Below are 17379 nucleotides of genomic sequence, written 5' to 3'. Positions count from 1 at the left end.
TACGGATTTATAAAAAAAGCCCTGCATAGATTCTTTTCAGCCCCCGGCCCTATGCAGAACTCTCTGTTCAAATCGTGATGTGTAGTTACGGGAGAAGCTCACCCATTTTTTCATACGTTTCCGGGCGGCGGTCACGGTAGAACTGCCATGTATCCCGGACTTCCCGGATGAATTTTTTGTCCATTTCCCCAAGGATGACCTCATCCTGATCCCGGCTGCCTTCTGCGACAAAGCTGCCACGCGGATCAACCAGGTAGGACTGGCCGTAAAACTCGCCCATATTCCATGGACCTTCATAGCCGACTCGGTTGATTGCCCCCAGGTAGTAACCGTTAGCAACGGCATGGGCCGGCTGCTCCAGCTTCCATAGATATTCTGAAAGCCCGGCTACGGTAGCCGATGGATTGAAGACGACTTCTGCACCGTTCAGGCCAAGGACACGGGCACCCTCAGGAAAATGACGGTCATAGCAGATGTAGACCCCTACTTTGGCATAGGCCGTATCAAAAACCGGATAGCCAAGGTTGCCTGGTTTGAAGTAGTACTTCTCCCAAAATCCATATCCTTTGTCCCCAACGCCCACCTGTGGGATGTGATGTTTCCTGTATTTGCCCAGGTAGGACCCATCAGCATCGATGACAGCGGCCGTGTTGTAATACGTAGCAATTCCTTCCCGCTCATAGATAGGCAGAACGATGACGACCGCCAGTTCTGCAGCCAGGTCCTGAAACAGTTTCGTCGTCGGACCGTTCGGAATTTCCTCTGCAGCGTCGTACCATTTCGGGTTCTGCTCGGAACAGAAATAAGGACCATAGAAAATTTCCTGCAGGCAGATGATCTGCGCTCCTTTTTGTGCCGCTTCACGCACCAGCAGCACATGCTTCTCGATGGACTGCTGCTTGTGGACCTCTACAGGTTCACTTCCATCCACATCATGTGATGCTTGAATTAAACCGATCTGTACTTTATCTGACATAGTGCTCCTCCTCATACCGCTTTAATTTTATAAAATTCATAATATTTAGTTATTTAATCTTACCATACAGGTTTTTGTCGGAAAATCCATTATACAAAGTGTCAAAACCTTGCCGTACCCTGCTGGATACATTGTTAATGGCGGAAACAAAGAAGGAAGAAGCGTCCTATCTGCTTCTTCCTTCCTCCTTCCTTAATACCAGCGTTGTGTCAGCATTTTACGCTTTGTATAAAAGTTCAAGCCGTCTTTCCCATTGGCATGCAGATCCCCATAAAACGACTTTTTATTTCCGGAGAACGGGAAAAAGGCCATCGGTGCAGGTACATTCACGTTCACTCCGAGCATTCCCGCATCCATTTCTTCCCGGAACTGCTGAACCGCTTTTCCGCTGGACGTATAAATGACGGCACCATTGGCAAATTCCGACTCGTTCGCCGTTGCAATCGCTTCATCAAGAGTATTCACCCGGACGATGCTTAAGACAGGAGCAAAAATTTCATCCTTCCATATTTTCATATCCTTGGATACATGATCGAAAATCGTTGCGCCAAGGAAGTATCCGGAATCATGCTCCCGAAGCTCTACCCTGCCGTCTCTGATCAAAGCCGCGTTCTCTTTTTCCCCGGCTTCAATGTAGCTCAGCACCCGCTCACGGTGAGCTTCACGGATTAATGGCCCCAGGGTTGTTTCATCATCGAGACCATTGCCAACATTCAACTGATCCGCTGCATCTTTGATTTTTGCCGCAAGACTGTCCGCTACATCACCCACGGCAACAACGACAGAGCAGGCCATGCACCGCTCGCCCGCACTTCCAAAAGCGGCATTGATGATACCTTCGACCGATTTATCCAGGTTACAGTCCGGCATAACTATGGAATGGTTTTTAGCGCCGGCCAGAGCCTGAACGCGCTTCCCATGTTGTGAAGCCGTTTTATACACATATTCCGCTACAGGCTGGGAACCTACAAAGGAGACAGCATCGACCTCTTCATGCTCAAGCAGGCCATTGACGACATCATGCGCCCCGTTAACAAGGTTAAGCACGCCTTTCGGCAGTCCCGCTTCATGGATGAGCTCTACCAGCATTTTTGCTAAAATCGGCGTCCGTTCCGATGGCTTAAGAACAAAGGTATTCCCACATACGAGCGCAAGCGGAAACATCCAGAGCGGAACCATCATCGGAAAGTTAAATGGTGTGATTCCACCAACGACCCCTACTGGATACCGATACATCCCTGAATCAATCCCTTCGGCGATATCCGGAAGCACGTCCCCCATCATGAGACTAGGTGCCCCTGCCGCAAATTCCACACATTCGATGCCGCGCTGCACTTCCCCTGCTGCATCCTTTTTCGTCTTTCCATTTTCCTGTGTCAACGCTTCAGCCAGCTGATCACGGTTTTCAATCAGAAGCTGCTGATATTTGAACATGATTCTCGCTCGTTTCGGTACTGGAGTCTTCTTCCAGGACTGAAAAGCCTCTCTCGCTGATCGGACCGCTTGATCCACATCTTCTTTAGTTGAAATAGGGACGCGTGCAATGGTTTGTCCAGTGGCCGGGTTTGGAACTTCTTCCACCTGACCTCCTTCAGAAGGAACCCACTCGCCATGGATAAAGTTTTCAATAACCACCTGATTCGACTTCGAGAAAGTTGTCTCCATCATGTCACCTCTGGTTTCATATATTTTTTCACTCAAGATAAGTATAAATTCTGAATTTTTACACATCAATGGACGAAACGTTAAATGAATGGCCGTTGGAATGAACAGAATGACACGTAAATCCTATATCCAACACCCTGAAAGAATGGGGGGATAAGAAGCTGGCCCCGAGGGCAAGCTAGCGGGAGCGGGTCTGCACCAATTTTAACCATTTGTACATAGGGGGTTACGTATCATGAAGAAAAAGAATGCCGTACAGCCGGAACAGCATCAAGAACGACAGCCTGGTTACGAGTATGAAATGAATCCGCTGCCGGAGTATGCAGATGAGACATATAGAGGAAGTGGAAAACTAGCCGGTAAAACCGCCGTCATTACCGGAGGAGACAGTGGGATCGGCAGAGCGGTCAGCCTGCTTTTTGCTAAGGAAGGGGCTGATGTAGCTGTCCTTTATCTGGATGAGCATGAAGATGCAGCAATCACGAAGAGCTTAATCGAGAAAGAAGGCAGACGCTGTGAGCTGTATCACGGGGATATCGGAGGACCGGAGTTCTGCGAAACCATCGCCGAACAGGTTGTAAAGACATTTAAAACCATAGATATTCTTGTCAACAATGCAGCCGTTCAATATCCGCAGACAAGTGTGCTCGACATTTCCAATGAACAGCTTCTGGAAACATTCCGCGTTAATTTCTTTTCCTACATTTATATGACGAAAGCCCTCCTGCCTCATATGAAGAAAGGATCCTGTATCATCAACTCTTCTTCGGTGACAGCTTATAAAGGGAACGATCAGCTCATTGATTATGCATCAACGAAAGGTGCCATCACCTCTTTCACCCGCTCCCTTGCCGGATCACTGATCGATCAAGGCATACGTGTCAACGGGGTGGCCCCCGGGCCGATCTGGACGCCGTTGATTCCAGCTAGTTTTGACAAGAAAAAAGTGTCTGAATTCGGTTCGGACAATCCCATGGGCCGTCCAGGACAGCCGAGGGAAGTGGCCCCTGCCTATGTCTATCTGGCCTCCAGTGATTCCAGCTATGTTACAGGTCAGATGCTGCATGTAAACGGAGGAATACCCGTCAACGGATAAGAAAGCTGCGGAAGCGGCTTTTTTTCGTTCACCGAACGCTGTTTAACCGACTAACGGAATGGTGGACGTGTTATAATTATCCATAATTGTATGGGAAGGATGGTGTCGCTTATGGCCCGAACCAGTTTCTGTCATTGTTTCAGCAATCAAGAAGACCTCGCTCAAGGTACAGCATCCAACCGGACATACCTTGCCTTCTGTGTAGTAACCGGCAGGGAAGGTGCCATTGAGTTCAGCTTTCAGACGACATATATCGATCAAAGCAAAGAACCTCCCTTTGCTACATTCTACGGGGTGTCCAGCGAATGGGAAGAGGATGCCTCACCAAAAAAGCTGCGGATCCACAGCCGTTCCCCGCTTACAGATGACGGTCAAACCCCGTGCGAAAAACCTTTTCTACGATCACAGGATCTCTTTTACTCGTATACCGTCAATTTGGATCTACATAAACTGAAAGCCTACCAAAAAAATCCCGATACTTATCTGACAACGGTTCATTCGAAGGTGTTGTATGAGGAGTTAAAGGCGGTGTATACCAGCATCTTTAAAACAGCGCCTGTCGATACGGAGCATGATCATTTTATGATTCTAGTGGATTGAAACAAAAAAAGGATGGGTCCGGTCACTTTAAACGCTGATTGATCCGGTCCAATCCTTCCACTTTCGCTTTTTCTACGTTCAATTCTCTTTTCAAAAGTACATTCTCTGCCGTCATCCCGGCCAGGATCGATATGCCGATCAAAGTCCGCAGCATGCCCGGCTCCGGTACAAGGTATGTGACAGCAAAAACCGCCGCTGCGGCGCCAATTAAAAAATCTGCTAAAAACCCGAGATAAATGCCTTTTGGACGTCTCCGCCTCCTCGGGAAAACCAAAACCTTTCCGTTTCTCATCAAATGAGCCACAACGCCTGTCATCCCTCCGATACAACCGGCAATCAGGAGCGTGTCCACATTATTGATCCCCCTAAACTTAAAAAGGCGGCCGCTGGAAGATATTTAGAAACATAAGAACTATGCACTAATCATCCACCAAAGCAGGCCGCCTCGATAAGTCTTTTATTGTATAAACGAAAAGTTACTATAATGAACATGCTACCTTCAGTGTACAATATTCCAACAAGAAAATAAATACTTCTTTTCAATTTTGTTCTTCAAATAACAATAAATGTAATCTTAAGTTTTTTTCACATCAAGCAAGTGCTGGATTTCTCCTTCATAGTAATCCACTTCTTTTTTGGAAGTGGCCTCCATCATTCCTTGCAGTAAGGGTTCATAGTCTTTCTTCTCCACTTTGTCTGTAGATTGAAATACGGCTCTGCTCTCCTCATAGTGATCCAGAAACAATTGAAGCTTCATGTAATAGTACCGGGTTTCCTCCAATGAAACGGCTTCTCTGAAAGCATCCAGCAAATCATCGAATTCTTCATCTTTTTTCTTTTTCCCCATATCCTGCCTGCCGCACCTCCTGAAGAGATTTATTAAATGGAGCTGAATTCTATTTATTACCCATTATACAAGAATATGTAACGAACCACGTTAGAGAATCCAAATTTCTTCTAATAAAAAAAGAAATGGTACAGCCTCTCATTGACGAGAAACTGTACCATTTCAGCACGTGGGTTTGTATGATTCCGATTGGGCTCGAACCAACGACCTCCACCCTGTCAAGGTGGCGCTCTCCCAGCTGAGCTACGGAATCAAAATAATAGTGGGTCTTTCCTGGTGACATGTAATAATATACTACGGAAAAATCGAAGTGTCAATATAGTGTGAAGAATTTTTTAACGGTTTGTAAATACGCGAAGGAAATGCCCCCTTCCCTTATTTTACTATGTGATGCGGACAACTGTTGAACGGTCTATGCCCTTTTCTTTTGCATACCTTCTCAAATCCCTGAAGGATTCTTAATACAGACACACGTGCAGGACCACAAACCATTAAAAAAATACCCATGTTGTGCTGACCACCACTCTTGGTTTTCACGAAGAGATATTCCGAAAATAATCAAAAACCTCTATGTTGTAGAACACGATATAGAGGTTTGCTGATGCATGGAACCTTCGTTCTTGTAGGTTTTAAAATTTCGTTCATAATAGAAAGAGAACGATTATACAGAAGGCAGGTTTTTCACATGAATAACAGCAAACGATGGATTGATTTGAGAGACAGTTTTCTTTTTCTTCCCGCCATTTACAGCGTGATTTCCATATTCAGCGTTGTGTTTTCCATACTTCTTGATGAGTGGATTGTATCCAATTGGAAGGACGCCCTTCCCGGTTTTCTCCTTACAGGAAGCTCAGTGGCTCAGACACTGTACGGATCGCTCGTCACTTCCATCTTAACGATGACAACCATCAGTTTTTCCACCATTATGGTTGTCCTTACAACCTATACCACTCAATTCTCTCCCAGGACACTGCAGGACTTTATGAAAAGCCGGATCACCCAGCACGTGTTGGGCGTTTTCTCCTTTGGCTTCATTTTTTCCCTGCTGCAGTTGTTCCTGCTTGGGAAGGATTCCGGATCCGGTTTAATCAGTCCGTTTCTAACTGTTTTCGTGTCTGTCGTCTGCCTTGCTTTCTTTATCATTTTCATCCACCACTCTTCCCGTTTCATTAAAGTGAACAATTTAATCGGAACCATTCGGAAGAGCACATCGGCATTGATCACCCGGACTTTTTCACAGAAAAATTATGACAGTTACACAGATTGGAACAAGGAAGATATTGAAAAACGAAAAAGCACAGACAAAGGAATCATTGCTACAGGGAAATCCGGATACGTACAAAGTGTCCACTACGCTTCCTTGATTCAATGGGCAGAGAACAATGAACTCTTAATGGAAACCGCTTTTTCCATGGGGGAGTATATACAGAAGGGTATGCCTTTGTTTTATTACTGGAGCACCTCGGATCAAGAGGATTCAAACTATGAAGAAGCCAGAAACTTTGTGGCCATCGGTAACGAGCGGGTCGACATACAGGATATCGAATTTTCCCTTCAAAAGCTTGTGGAAATAGCCGTCCGCGCCATTTCTCCGAGCCTTAATGACCCTCACACCGCTACCAACTGCATCAACCGGATCGGCTCCCTGCTGATTGAGCTCGCTGATGTGTATGAGCCGATCCGGTATTACCCGGACGAAGAAGGAAGTCTGCGTCTTATCGCAGAGCCCGTACCCTTCCGTGAATATTTGTATAAATGCTTCTATCAAATTCGGATTTACGGCAATCATGATGTGTCGGTCATGAACTCGGTGATGGAAGTACTGTACAAACTGGCATTTATACAAAAAGAGAAGGTGCAGGACGATGTGTGGCAGTTCGGCTGTTATATCATCAAGGCCGTCGATGTAGAGAATATGGACGAGCTTGATTTTGAGCGGTTTAACCATCAGGCACAGAAGCTGGCCGATGCGTGTGGTACAGCCATTTCCTTAAAAAGCAATGACGCTTCATAACCAGTGTGCCAAATAACAAAGAACCGTCCACATACCGGACGGTTCTTTGTTGTATTAATCGCTGCCGGATATAATCATATCGTCTTCCATCTCGGCAAGAAGGGTTGCAGGTGACACTTTATCACCTTTTTTAATATAAAGCTTTTTCAGGCTGCCGCTGATGCCCACCGCTACCTCTGACTCTGTCCCGTCCCGTTTAATAACAAAAAGGGGTTCCCATTCATACACATACTCCCCGTTCTGGACGAGGATTTCGGTCACTTCTCCATAACACGGGGAAATGATTTTTTCCGGCCGCATGGTTCATTCCTCCTGTTCTTACCACGCCCGGTCCTGCCCAGGGCGTTTGAAACAGCATATGTGGGAGAAGAGGACAAGATGACCGGAAAATAAAAAGAAGTGACGCAGCCTCTCCCTGGATGAGAAACTACGCCACTCCGGCACTTTGTATGATGATTCCGATTGGGCTCGAACCAACGACCTCCACCCTGTCAAGGTGGCGCTCTCCCAGCTGAGCTACGGAATCTTATGTAGAAATTTGTCGTTTTTTGCTGACAAAGATTAATATACTATGAATGACAATCGAAGTCAACATGATTCGACAAACTTTTTCAACAAACCAACTTCCCCTCCATGATTTGGGTTCTTGATCTGTTCCACTTTTTCAACAATTCTATGATAAAATAAGAAGTGCAACGTTTACATCGAATTTTAAGCGGGAATTTTTCATATACTTCCGTGCTGTAAGGAGGTGGTCTATTTATGGGTAGAGACGGATCCATGACCGAGTACACGATAAACAGTCAGTACTTAGACGAAGAAATGACCCTTCGTGTGTATACGCCGAACAACTTCTCTCCTCTATACAAGTACCATTTCTGTATCATGCAGGATGGAAACGATTATTACTCCATGGGGCGTGCCGCCACTCTGAGCGATAAGCTCCACAGGGAGGAACGTATGGAACGGACGATTTTCATTGGTATACATTACAAGGATAAATACGACCGCAGGGAGAAATACCATCCTGACGGCCCGAGACAGGGAGACTACGTCAGCTTCCTCATCCGGGAGGTCGTCCCATTTCTTGATGAACAGCTTCCCGGGTATAATATGGGAAGAGGCCGCACACTGGCCGGAGATTCCCTTGCCGGAACCCTTGCCTTAATGACAGCTGTTAAATTTCCGAATATTTTCGGAAATGTCATCATGCAGAGTCCTTATGTCGATGATCACGTCCTGGAAGTCGTCAACACGGGCCGGCAGCTTTCTTCATTAACCATCGATCACACCATCGGTCTGGAGGAAACGGACGTGGAGACGACAACTGGTGAGCGGATGGACTTTCTTGAACCAAACCGAAAGCTTAGGGATCTTCTACAGGAAAAACCGGTCTCCTATACGTACCATGAGCTGGATGGCGGTCATACTTGGGGATCCTGGCAGAAGGATTTTGAACGGGCTTTATTGAACATATTTAGTGGTGAATAAACGTTTTAAAATGGGACAATCAGGAGGTTAGTTCAATGAAATACGGAATAGCAGTGTTTCCATCAAAAAAAGTACAAGATGTAGCGAATTCTTACCGCAAGCGATATGACCCTCATTACGCGCTGATTCCTCCTCACATTACGATGAAAGAGGCGTTTGAAGCGGAGGAAGATCAGATTGAAAGTGAAATCATCCCGCAGCTGAGGGAAATTGCCAAGAACACAGATCCATTCTCCTACGGGGTGTACAAGGTAAGCTCCTTCTCGCCCGTAACCAACACCATCTATCTGAAGATTGAACCATCCGATGAAATTTTTGATTTGAATGATAAACTTTACACTGGTGTACTGCCGGAAGAAAAAGATTTCGCCTTCGTTCCGCACATCACGATTGCTCAGAAGCTTTCAGACGAGGAATTTTCCGATGTATACGGCAGCCTTACCATGCTTAAATTCGATCTGCAGGATCAGGTCGATCGTTTCCAGCTTCTTTACCAACTTGAAAACGGCGCATGGAGTGTCTACGAGACATTCCGCCTTGGCAGAGGGTGAAGACTGTGGATATCCGTCAGGTCAGAAACAAACAACAGCTGGACGATGCCTACTCGGTGAGAAAAATCGTCTTTGTACAAGAACAGCAGGTACCTGAAGAACTTGAAATCGATGAGCATGATGAAGCGTCCCTTCACTTCACCGGTTATGAGAACGATGAACCGGTAGCCGCAGCCCGTCTCCGGTTTGTCCACGGATACGGGAAGCTCGAGCGCATCTGTGTCCTGAAGGAGAAACGAGGCCACTCCTACGGCAGACAGATGATTGAAAAGCTGGAAGCAGCCGTGCGTGACTATGGGTATGATAAAGCGAAACTCAATGCTCAAACACAAGCCGAAACCTTTTATGAGGCCCTCGGTTATGTCACGATTTCAGACAAATTCATGGATGCCGGCATCCCGCATGTCACGATGATCAAAGAATTGAATAAATAACCGGCTCCCGCCTATGGAAAGGCGGGAGTTTTTTCGTTTATATTCCACCCCTTTTGTCTACAATGAAGCATAGAAGATCGAAAAAAAAGGATCGTGACGCTTCAATGGAATATATACAAATTACGGTGGAAACTCTTTTCGGGTTTGCCGCGCTGTTTGTGATGACTAAGGTACTGGGAAAATCCCAGATTACTCAAATTACAGCTTTTGATTTCATCTCCGCACTTGTACTTGGAGAGCTTGTGGGAAATGCCCTTTACGATCCTGACGTCGGTATTCTCGACATCGGTTTTGCCATTATATTATGGAGCGTCCTCATTTACACAACAGAGATGATCACAGAAAAGTTTAAAGGATCCCGGCAGCTTCTTGAAGGAAGCCCATCCCTCGTGATTTATCAGGGAAAGATTGACCGCGAGCAGCTCAAAAAAAATAAGCTGGATATCAACCAGCTTCAACATCTCCTCCGCTCCAAGGACGTCTTCTCGATCAGGGATGTGCAGTATGCTGTTTTGGAAACGGATGGAACCATTTCTGTGTTGAAAAACTCCCATTCGCAAAATGTCAGCCGAAGCGATTTGAACCTCCCTCCCCTTCCCGTCCCGCTTCCCCGCACCATCATCAGCGACGGGGAAGTCATCTGGGATAACCTGAAGGAAGCCGGGCTTGATGAGAAATGGCTGCATCATCAGCTGAAAGCCCAGGATTACGAGACACCAGAGGAAGTATTGTATGCAGAGTTCCAGGATGGTGACCAAACATTGTTTGTCATCGGCTTATAGCGGAAAATACCCACTTATGATCAACCAGACGATCTTGAATCACTTCTGCTTTTTTCAAAGTTACGGCATAAGCAGTCACAGCCGTCCGATATAAGAGCCACTGCCCGAGCGCAGGCGCATGCACATCCCACTTCGTACACAGAATAGAAATCAACTCTTCGTGCGTCACCTCTCCTCCTGCTTCCACTGCCGACTGGACAGCATCGAGGATACGTTGATGGTAGACGATATTCTGACGGATCGTTTCAGAGGGATCCGTTTCAAATGACCCGTGGCCGGGCACTGTCCCGGCAGACGGTATAGCCAGAAGACGTTCCAGACTGTGGATGGCTTCTCCGGCATCCACCAGAAACGGGATCCGGTGCTTCTGGAGCGTCTCCAGACTGAAATAACTATCCGCGGCATACAGAATATCCCCGGCTTTCAATGCAAGCTGGTGATGACTATGGCCCGGGAGTAGAAAAAGTTCGGCTGTGATATGGCCGAAATCGACTTGTCCTTCATCGACAACCCTGTCAATCCGGACAGGAGGGCCTTCAAGAAACTTATTACGGAGTTCATTAAGCGGAGCCACCCCGTTGAACAGATAGACCGGCTCCAGCGATGGATTGGAAAGGACCGACTCTTCCAAAACGGGGGCAGATGTATGAACGTCATAGGCATTCTGTACATAGGAAGCTCCGCCATAATGATCCGCATGGGCATGAGTGATAAATAGGTGGGTGAGAGGAAGCTGCCGTTTTTCCAGTTCCTTCAGCACTTTTTTAACCGATGACCGGTCGATACCTGAATCAATCAGCAGCCCTGTACTGCCTTTATGAATGTAGCCGATATTTACGGAAGAATGATCATAGAAGCACCAATCATTGATTTGTTTGAACGTCATCGTTACAGCCCCTTCAAGCGTTTCTATACAGTTTCGCTGAAGTAGCTGCCTTTTCCTGTTACAGCAGCATAGGTTTTCCCGTCGATGTTCTGATGCGTGGGAGATGCCTGCCTATGATTTTCAGCCTCTGCCGCATGGAATCCAGGCGTCGTGATAAACGGGCTGTTTTTCTGATAGACAAGGCGGTCCTCTTCTCTCTGCTGCCGACCGGGTCGTTTCGTATCGAGGCTTGCCTTGAAAATTTTATCCACAGCAAAGGACTGCTGGTGCTGATTTACAACTCTTGTCTGGTAATCCTGATACTGGTAATGATTCACAGGCAGAATATATCCCATCTGGAACGCCTCCTTTACCTTCCATTACCCCAAAAACACCGAATTGAACCAGGCCTATCCTTCAAAGAATTTCTCCATCTTCCCTGCATATTTGTTTAGAAATTTTTCTACATCAGTCATCTGTTTGGTGAACCTTTTCTCCCAAGCTCCAAAATCCTTTTCCCACTGCTGGAATTTCTTGTCCGGCTGTTTGATAATGCCTTTATATTTCGACGTTTCCACATCAATTTCCTGCAGGACTTCAAGCAGGGTCTTTTCCTTCTTTTTTTCCTCTTTCCCTGTCACAGGCGGTCTGTCCATGCATACAAAACCGACTGCAGGCCTGCAAGAGCAAAGACAAAGACGAGCCACTCCCCGTATGGAACCGCCAGATAAAATACGACCATAATGATGGAGGACCAGACACCGACACACCACTGACAGCTCAAACCTTCACCGATAAAACCTTTAGGCTCGACCCACTCTTCTTCCACCCCTTGATCGTTCGTAACCAGCTTCACATTGAAAAACGGACGCCTCATCCACTCCATAATGTAATCACGCACAATCAGGCGGGTCAGACGGAAACTCGCCAGGGCAAGCAGCAAAAATTCTGCGATGGATAACATTTGATATCCCATCCTTTCTAAAGAAGAAAAAAGCCACTACATACATCGTAGTGGCTGCTTGCTCAGTTTAGAACCAGCGGAATCCTCCACGACGGTCGGAAGATTCATCATCATGGCGTTTTCTAGAACTTGAACTGCTTTCGTCCGCCCCGGCTTCCCTGCGTTTCCTTCCGAAAAACGGATCCACACGATCACTGCTTTCATCACGGTCATAACGTCCGCGGTGCTGCGGCTCAATAATGACATTATCGGCTTTAATAACCAGGTCTTTCACATGAATGACCTTTTTCTTCTCAGACATTCCCCTCACTCCTTAATCGAATTCATTGTTACTCTATGGTTTTCAGCTTGGCCGGGTATAGTCGTCCGCCCATACCACACGAAAAACTTTGGGAATGCCTGAATACGGACAAATGCCCACACCGACAGCGATGACAGACATATTCTAGTAAAGACAATACGTCAATGCGTATGGAAAGGGGAAAAAACAATGAGCTGTGGTAAAAAATACGATTCAGGCTCCTGTGTTATTGATATCTTAAAAGACATCGTGGATGCTCAGAATGACGTCCTGCACGATTGCACAACGAGCTGTGAACAATCAATCGCAGACCTTCTGGGTGACAGTAACGGAGGATCAGGTTTCGATACAGTACCTGTTATTCTTTACTGTAAAGACGGATGCAAGCCTTTTAAAGGTTACGGTTCAAAACGCAGCGGAGACCGCTGTAATGTCAAAGGGAGCTTTTTCTTCCGCGTCAAGTCCGTAGACGACGATGGATGTGCGATTCTTGAACTTCTATTCTCTGACCGCAACGGAGACGATGAGGATTCAAGAGACGACGATCCGAAATCACCTGCTGATCAAAGCTGCCGCGATCTTCGCGCTTCAGGAATCTGCATCACGGTGGACTTGAACTGCTTCTGCCACGTTACCTGCCTTCCGGCTGCCAGCACGCTGTAAGAAAACAGGAAAAAACCGCGCATACAGGCGCGGTTTTTTCTGTTTCAAAAGCCCAGTAGACGAATATCAATAATCGTATCAAAGTCAATCTCCCTCTGAAATGGCCGCTGAAACACCTTCATATGGACTTTCCCATCCTGATAATCCGTAATGTACCCCCTGAGCTGATCTTCCTTTGTCGTCACTTCACATTTCATCTTCGGAACATGGGGAGATAATTGGAAGAAGTAATCCACTTTCTCCTCAAGGGAGAGCTCGTGGAACCGCTGCCTGCGCTCCCGGCTGGATACTTGCTTTTCTTCGTTATCCTGATCGTTTTCCACCTCTGGCACGTCTGTATTCTCCGGAAGTAATTTCGTTACTTCCTCTGTATGGGCGGCATGGGTTCGGCGCATCCGTGCTTCTTTTTCATATCGTGGTGTTTCTTTTGCAGCGGGCTGTTCGGAACCGCGTGACCTTACTGAGCGTTCCGTATGGAACCTCGTCTGCATAGGAACAACGGCAGGCTTTAGATTTTTCGGCTGAACAATGTAAAGCATCGGCTGCTTGGCAAGACGTTTTTCATCGGCCATGTTAGATCTCTCCTTTTCCAGTCGGTCATCATCTTATGTATATGCCCTGTCTTTCTCCCATGTTCATTTTCGACGATCATCGTGGAAGTTTCCGTATTATTTACACATTCTTTCTCTTGATCATCATCCGGTGAGGAGTGACGCGGTTATGACAATGATTTACATGGATCATTGACGGTCTAACATGGAATCCCTTATTTTTATTGAACAAGAAAAAAGAGTGATGTTCTTTAATAAATCAAAGAACATCACTCTTTTTAGATGGGACACCGTTGATTCCACAATGAGCGTTCGATGGTGATGCCTGCGGGAACAGCGCGAGCCAGATCCACTTGGTCAAGTAATCTTCTTGACCAAGTTAGCTGAGGCCGTGCCCGCGGCAAGCATCCATCGACAAGCGATTCATGAGAATCAAAAACACCCTTTAACCACTTCTCTTGATAGGAAGCAGTATTTCAGCGGCCTCATCAAAATGGACGGATTTTTTCTTTAGTAAGCGACAGTACTGAATCCGGAGTCAACGTGGATGATTTCTCCTGTCACACCACGGGACAGGTCACTCATCAAGTAGTAGCCGGTGTCGCCGACTTCTTCCTGGGTCACAGGTCGACGCAGTGGAGCACGCTCTTCGATTACTTTCATAATTTCGTTGAAATCACCGACACCTTTGGCAGATAATGTCCGGATAGGTCCGGCAGAAATCGCGTTCACTCGGATGTTGTGCTTCCCTAAGTCATTAGCCAGGTATTTCACGCTGGCATCAAGGCTTGCTTTCGCTACACCCATAACGTTGTAGTTTTTCACAACCTGCTCTCCGCCCAGATACGTCAGCGTAACGATGCTTCCCCCGTCGGTCATCAATGGCTGGGCAGCGCGCGCAACAGCCGTCAGTGAGTAGGAGCTGATATTGTGGGCTGTCAAAAATCCATCACGGCTCGTGTTCAAAAACTCATCCTTAAGCTCTTCCCTGTTCGCAAATGCAATACAATGGGCAAGTCCGTGAATCGTTCCGACATCCCGGCTGATTTCTTCAAACGTCTGGATAATCGCTTCGTCGTTGGTCACATCGCACTCATACACCAGAGGTTCTTCCACTCCGTCCAGAGTCGCGGCCAAGTCCTGCACCGACTTTTTAAACCGTTCTGATGCCACGGTGAAAATCAACCGGGCGCCCGCTGCGTGCAGAGAACGTGCAATTCCCCACGCAATACTCCGCTTGTTGGCAACACCCATGACTACATACGTACGTCCTTCTAAAGAAAAGTTCACGCTGATTTCCCTCCTCAATCTTTCTCACAAATTAGTATTTGTTATTAGTACCTGCTCCTATTTTAAACCATCCACGTTTGAAAAACAAATTACGCTTTAGAAAACCTTTCACACCTTTTTTGAACCGTAAAAAAAAGGAAGGGGGATCTTCTACTTTATAGAAGATCCCCCTTCCCAACTCATCCATCAGTCCGGGCTGTGGAGTGTTCGGTGGTGACGCCTGCGGGAACAATACGAGCCGAAGATCCACTTGGTCAAGCGACCTTCTTGACCAAGTTAGCTGAGGCCGTGCCCGCGGGCAAGCATCCGCCAATAAGCGGAACGTGATCATCCACCTTAACCTGAGTCAGCTCCAAAAGTTGAAAAGCATGTTCCCACAATGGGAACTCCCACTCTAACAAAAGCGGTATTCCTTCATCAGCACCATTCGCAGTATTCCAGTTCCATTTTGAGTTCATCCACATACTCGTTGGAACCTGTCACGATTAAGCGGTCCCCGATTTTCAATTCCGTATCGCCGTGAGGAACGATGGAATCTTTGCCACGGAAGATCCGGACCATGATTACGTCTCCGGTAAAAGGGAACTCCCTGATATGGACGCCGTTATACATGGAATTGTTCATATTGATCTGATAAAGCGCACTGTCCTGCTTAGTCAAAATATCAAGCACGTTCGGTGCTTCGATCATCGCTTTCAAAAGAGCCTTCGAAGACAGGAAGACACTGAAGACACTGATGCCAAGCTCCTTCATCTCTGTAGAAAGTTCAGGAGATTCGACACGGACAATGATCCGCTCCACACCTTGTTCTTTTGCATAGCGGGCGATTTCTGCGTTTCTTTCTTCGTCCCCTGTAGAAGCGACGACAAGGTCCACATCAAAGACACCAAGCTCTTTCATATTCTCCACGTTGTAACCGTCCAGCTCTTTGATATCAAAGCAGTTCCGGCTGATCCGCTCATCGATTTTATCGACTTTCGTATGATACAAATGCGTTTCATACGCGTTGATATCCAGTTCGCGCACGACAGGAAGGGTCATCCGGTTGGATCCGATGAAGGAAACCACCGTTTTATGGTCCTCATCCTCAAAGCGTCCATAAACCTTTTTGAAGACGATCGGTGCGACAACGCAGGTCAGGACGGCTACGAGAATAAGCGCCCCTTCCATCTGATCGTCAATCATTCCTTCTCTTTTACCAATCGCAGCAGCGGCAATAACGAGAGATAAGGTGGAGGTCAGAATAAATCCGGATCCGAACACCGTCTTACGGTCATACCACTTCGAAAGGATTAAGGCCGGAACAATTTTGGAAATCAACAGGGCTGCAAACAGCAGCGGAATCAATAACAGGACACGTGTATCCGTAAACAAACTCCAAATATCAATTTCTACACCGACCATGACGAAGAAGATCGGGATTAAGAAGCCATATCCGAAACTGTCGAGCCTTTTGACCATTTCCGGGTTCGGTGAAAGCAGAGAAACAAGGGTACCCGCTAAAAAGGCGCCCAAAATGTTTTCCGCACCCACAGTTTCCGATAAAGCAACGAGAAGAAGGATCAATGTAAAGACGGCACGCGTATCGATCTGGATGGTACCTTTGGCCATCGTCTCCACAAAGGATTGGTGACGAAACTTTTTCCCGATGTAATAGAAAAGCACACCAGCAGCAAACAAAATGAGCAGAAGCCACGTATTGCCGCCGTTCTCTCCATATATGGAGACGAATACGGCCAATAGGATCATGGTAACGAGGTCGGCGATCACAGCGATCAGAAGGATGGTCTGACCGATCGTCGTTTTCATCATCTGCGCATCTTTCAAGGTTGGAACAACAACACCAAGGGAGATCGTTGAAATGATCAACGTCATGAGAAAGGCATTGTCTATGAATCCAGCCAGCACGAATATATAGGACAGCGCCAGGGAAATGATGAATATTCCAACAAATACGATGACCGCCACCCATACTGGATTCGGGGCGCCGGTTCCCTGGTTGACCGGTTTCGCACGTTTTTTCTTACTTGCAAAAATGGAGAAGTCTATTTCCAGACCACTCAGGAACATAAGAAAGATGAACCCCAGGGTCGATAGAATTTCAAGCCAGCTTCCCTGTTCAACAAGGTCAAATCCACTTTGACCTATAATCAAACCTACGATGATTTCTGCTACTACCACCGGAATCATATTCAGTTTAAACCGGTGGAGTAGGATGGGAGTAATAAATGCTGCAATTATGACAATAACCAGTGAAGTTACTGAAGCACCATGTTCCATACTCGCCCT

The 17379-nt window shown here is 46.8% G+C and carries 21 protein-coding genes and 2 tRNA genes; 8 read left to right on the top strand and 15 right to left on the bottom strand.

Going from position 1 to position 17379, the window contains the following annotated elements; genetic code table 11:
- Positions 1-85 precede the first annotated feature (85 nt).
- Together H615_RS0101900 and H615_RS0101895 are read right to left on the bottom strand one after the other, a co-directional pair.
- Positions 86-976 (bottom strand): nitrilase-related carbon-nitrogen hydrolase, encoded by an 891-nt coding sequence (locus H615_RS0101900; protein ID WP_027953572.1) that lies wholly within the window; start codon positions 974-976, stop codon positions 86-88.
- A 192-nt stretch (positions 977-1168) separates the two neighbouring features.
- A complete protein-coding gene (locus H615_RS0101895) occupies positions 1169-2641 on the bottom strand; it encodes a CoA-acylating methylmalonate-semialdehyde dehydrogenase (protein ID WP_027953571.1) in 1473 nt (490 codons plus the stop codon).
- A gap of 235 nt (positions 2642-2876) precedes the next feature.
- Between H615_RS0101895 and H615_RS0101890 the strand changes: the two genes are divergently transcribed.
- Positions 2877-3737: an SDR family oxidoreductase gene (locus H615_RS0101890; protein ID WP_027953570.1), complete on the top strand. Its 861-nt coding sequence runs from the start codon at positions 2877-2879 to the stop codon at positions 3735-3737.
- Between the two features lie 111 nt (positions 3738-3848).
- Positions 3849-4337 (top strand): hypothetical protein, encoded by a 489-nt coding sequence (locus tag H615_RS0101885; protein ID WP_027953569.1) that lies wholly within the window; start codon positions 3849-3851, stop codon positions 4335-4337.
- Between the two features lie 22 nt (positions 4338-4359).
- On the opposite strand, the gene H615_RS0101880 is transcribed toward H615_RS0101885, so the two are convergent.
- From H615_RS0101880 to H615_RS0101870, 3 genes are all read right to left on the bottom strand, one after another.
- Positions 4360-4689 carry a DUF4257 domain-containing protein gene (locus H615_RS0101880; protein WP_027953568.1) on the bottom strand — a complete coding sequence of 110 codons (330 nt, stop codon included), beginning with the start codon at positions 4687-4689 and terminating at the stop codon, positions 4360-4362.
- Between the two features lie 222 nt (positions 4690-4911).
- Positions 4912-5184 (bottom strand): hypothetical protein, encoded by a 273-nt coding sequence (locus H615_RS0101875; RefSeq protein WP_027953567.1) that lies wholly within the window; start codon positions 5182-5184, stop codon positions 4912-4914.
- A 180-nt stretch (positions 5185-5364) separates the two neighbouring features.
- Positions 5365-5437, bottom strand: a tRNA-Val gene (locus tag H615_RS0101870).
- Positions 5438-5869: 432 nt separating this feature from the next.
- Here H615_RS0101870 and H615_RS0101865 point away from each other — a divergent pair.
- Positions 5870-7198, top strand: a complete 1329-nt coding sequence (locus H615_RS0101865) for a DUF2254 domain-containing protein (RefSeq protein WP_027953566.1) — start codon at positions 5870-5872, stop codon at positions 7196-7198.
- A gap of 54 nt (positions 7199-7252) precedes the next feature.
- Here H615_RS0101865 and H615_RS0101860 read toward each other — a convergent pair whose 3' ends face one another.
- Together H615_RS0101860 and H615_RS0101855 are read right to left on the bottom strand one after the other, a co-directional pair.
- Complete coding sequence (locus H615_RS0101860; RefSeq protein ID WP_027953565.1) at positions 7253-7498, bottom strand: biotin/lipoyl-containing protein; 246 nt, start codon at positions 7496-7498, stop codon at positions 7253-7255.
- Between the two features lie 153 nt (positions 7499-7651).
- Positions 7652-7724 (bottom strand) — tRNA-Val (locus H615_RS0101855).
- Positions 7725-7960: 236 nt separating this feature from the next.
- Here H615_RS0101855 and H615_RS0101850 point away from each other — a divergent pair.
- The 4 genes from H615_RS0101850 to H615_RS0101835 all read left to right on the top strand — a co-directional run bounded on the left by H615_RS0101850 (position 7961) and on the right by H615_RS0101835 (position 10456).
- The gene (locus tag H615_RS0101850) at positions 7961-8689 is read left to right on the top strand and encodes an alpha/beta hydrolase (RefSeq protein WP_027953564.1); all 729 of its coding nucleotides are present in this window, start codon (positions 7961-7963) and stop codon (positions 8687-8689) included.
- A gap of 35 nt (positions 8690-8724) precedes the next feature.
- Positions 8725-9240 carry a YjcG family protein gene (locus H615_RS0101845; protein ID WP_027953563.1) on the top strand — a complete coding sequence of 172 codons (516 nt, stop codon included), beginning with the start codon at positions 8725-8727 and terminating at the stop codon, positions 9238-9240.
- Between the two features lie 5 nt (positions 9241-9245).
- On the top strand, positions 9246-9674 hold the full coding sequence (locus H615_RS0101840; protein ID WP_027953562.1) for a GNAT family N-acetyltransferase: 429 nt from the start codon (positions 9246-9248) through the stop codon (positions 9672-9674).
- A gap of 104 nt (positions 9675-9778) precedes the next feature.
- Positions 9779-10456 carry a DUF421 domain-containing protein gene (locus H615_RS0101835; protein ID WP_027953561.1) on the top strand — a complete coding sequence of 226 codons (678 nt, stop codon included), beginning with the start codon at positions 9779-9781 and terminating at the stop codon, positions 10454-10456.
- On the opposite strand, the gene H615_RS0101830 is transcribed toward H615_RS0101835, so the two are convergent.
- The 5 genes from H615_RS0101830 to H615_RS0101810 form a co-directional block, all read right to left on the bottom strand.
- Positions 10443-11342, bottom strand: a complete 900-nt coding sequence (locus H615_RS0101830; RefSeq protein WP_027953560.1) for an MBL fold metallo-hydrolase — start codon at positions 11340-11342, stop codon at positions 10443-10445. The two genes, H615_RS0101835 and H615_RS0101830, sit on opposite strands and share 14 nt — an antisense overlap.
- A 23-nt stretch (positions 11343-11365) precedes the next feature.
- Entirely contained in the window at positions 11366-11677 is a 312-nt protein-coding gene (locus H615_RS0101825; protein ID WP_027953559.1) for a hypothetical protein, read from the bottom strand.
- Between the two features lie 54 nt (positions 11678-11731).
- The gene (locus H615_RS0101820) at positions 11732-11962 is read right to left on the bottom strand and encodes a hypothetical protein (protein ID WP_244877712.1); all 231 of its coding nucleotides are present in this window, start codon (positions 11960-11962) and stop codon (positions 11732-11734) included.
- Complete coding sequence (locus tag H615_RS0101815; protein ID WP_027953557.1) at positions 11959-12285, bottom strand: DUF1360 domain-containing protein; 327 nt, start codon at positions 12283-12285, stop codon at positions 11959-11961. The genes H615_RS0101820 and H615_RS0101815 overlap by 4 nt, the downstream gene beginning before the upstream one ends.
- Before the next feature lie 67 nt (positions 12286-12352).
- The gene (locus H615_RS0101810) at positions 12353-12586 is read right to left on the bottom strand and encodes a hypothetical protein (RefSeq protein ID WP_027953556.1); all 234 of its coding nucleotides are present in this window, start codon (positions 12584-12586) and stop codon (positions 12353-12355) included.
- Positions 12587-12775: 189 nt separating this feature from the next.
- Between H615_RS0101810 and H615_RS0101805 the strand changes: the two genes are divergently transcribed.
- Complete coding sequence (locus H615_RS0101805) at positions 12776-13249, top strand: CotY/CotZ family spore coat protein (RefSeq protein WP_027953555.1); 474 nt, start codon at positions 12776-12778, stop codon at positions 13247-13249.
- Between the two features lie 44 nt (positions 13250-13293).
- Here the strand turns inward: H615_RS0101805 and H615_RS0101800 are convergent, their stop codons facing one another.
- The 3 genes from H615_RS0101800 to H615_RS0101780 form a co-directional block, all read right to left on the bottom strand.
- A complete protein-coding gene (locus H615_RS0101800; RefSeq protein ID WP_027953554.1) occupies positions 13294-13821 on the bottom strand; it encodes a CotO family spore coat protein in 528 nt (175 codons plus the stop codon).
- Positions 13822-14310: 489 nt separating this feature from the next.
- Positions 14311-15090, bottom strand: a complete 780-nt coding sequence (fabI, locus tag H615_RS0101795; RefSeq protein WP_027953553.1) for an enoyl-ACP reductase FabI — start codon at positions 15088-15090, stop codon at positions 14311-14313.
- 417 nt (positions 15091-15507) lie between these two features.
- Positions 15508-17370, bottom strand: a complete 1863-nt coding sequence (locus H615_RS0101780) for a monovalent cation:proton antiporter family protein (RefSeq protein ID WP_027953551.1) — start codon at positions 17368-17370, stop codon at positions 15508-15510.
- Positions 17371-17379 lie beyond the last annotated feature (9 nt).

It is taken from the genome of Halobacillus kuroshimensis DSM 18393, assembly GCF_000425705.1.
Classification (GTDB): Bacteria; Bacillota; Bacilli; order Bacillales; family Halobacillaceae; genus Halobacillus; species Halobacillus kuroshimensis.
Note: the sequence above shows the minus strand (reverse complement) of the source record. Positions and strands in the feature narration are given on the sequence as shown.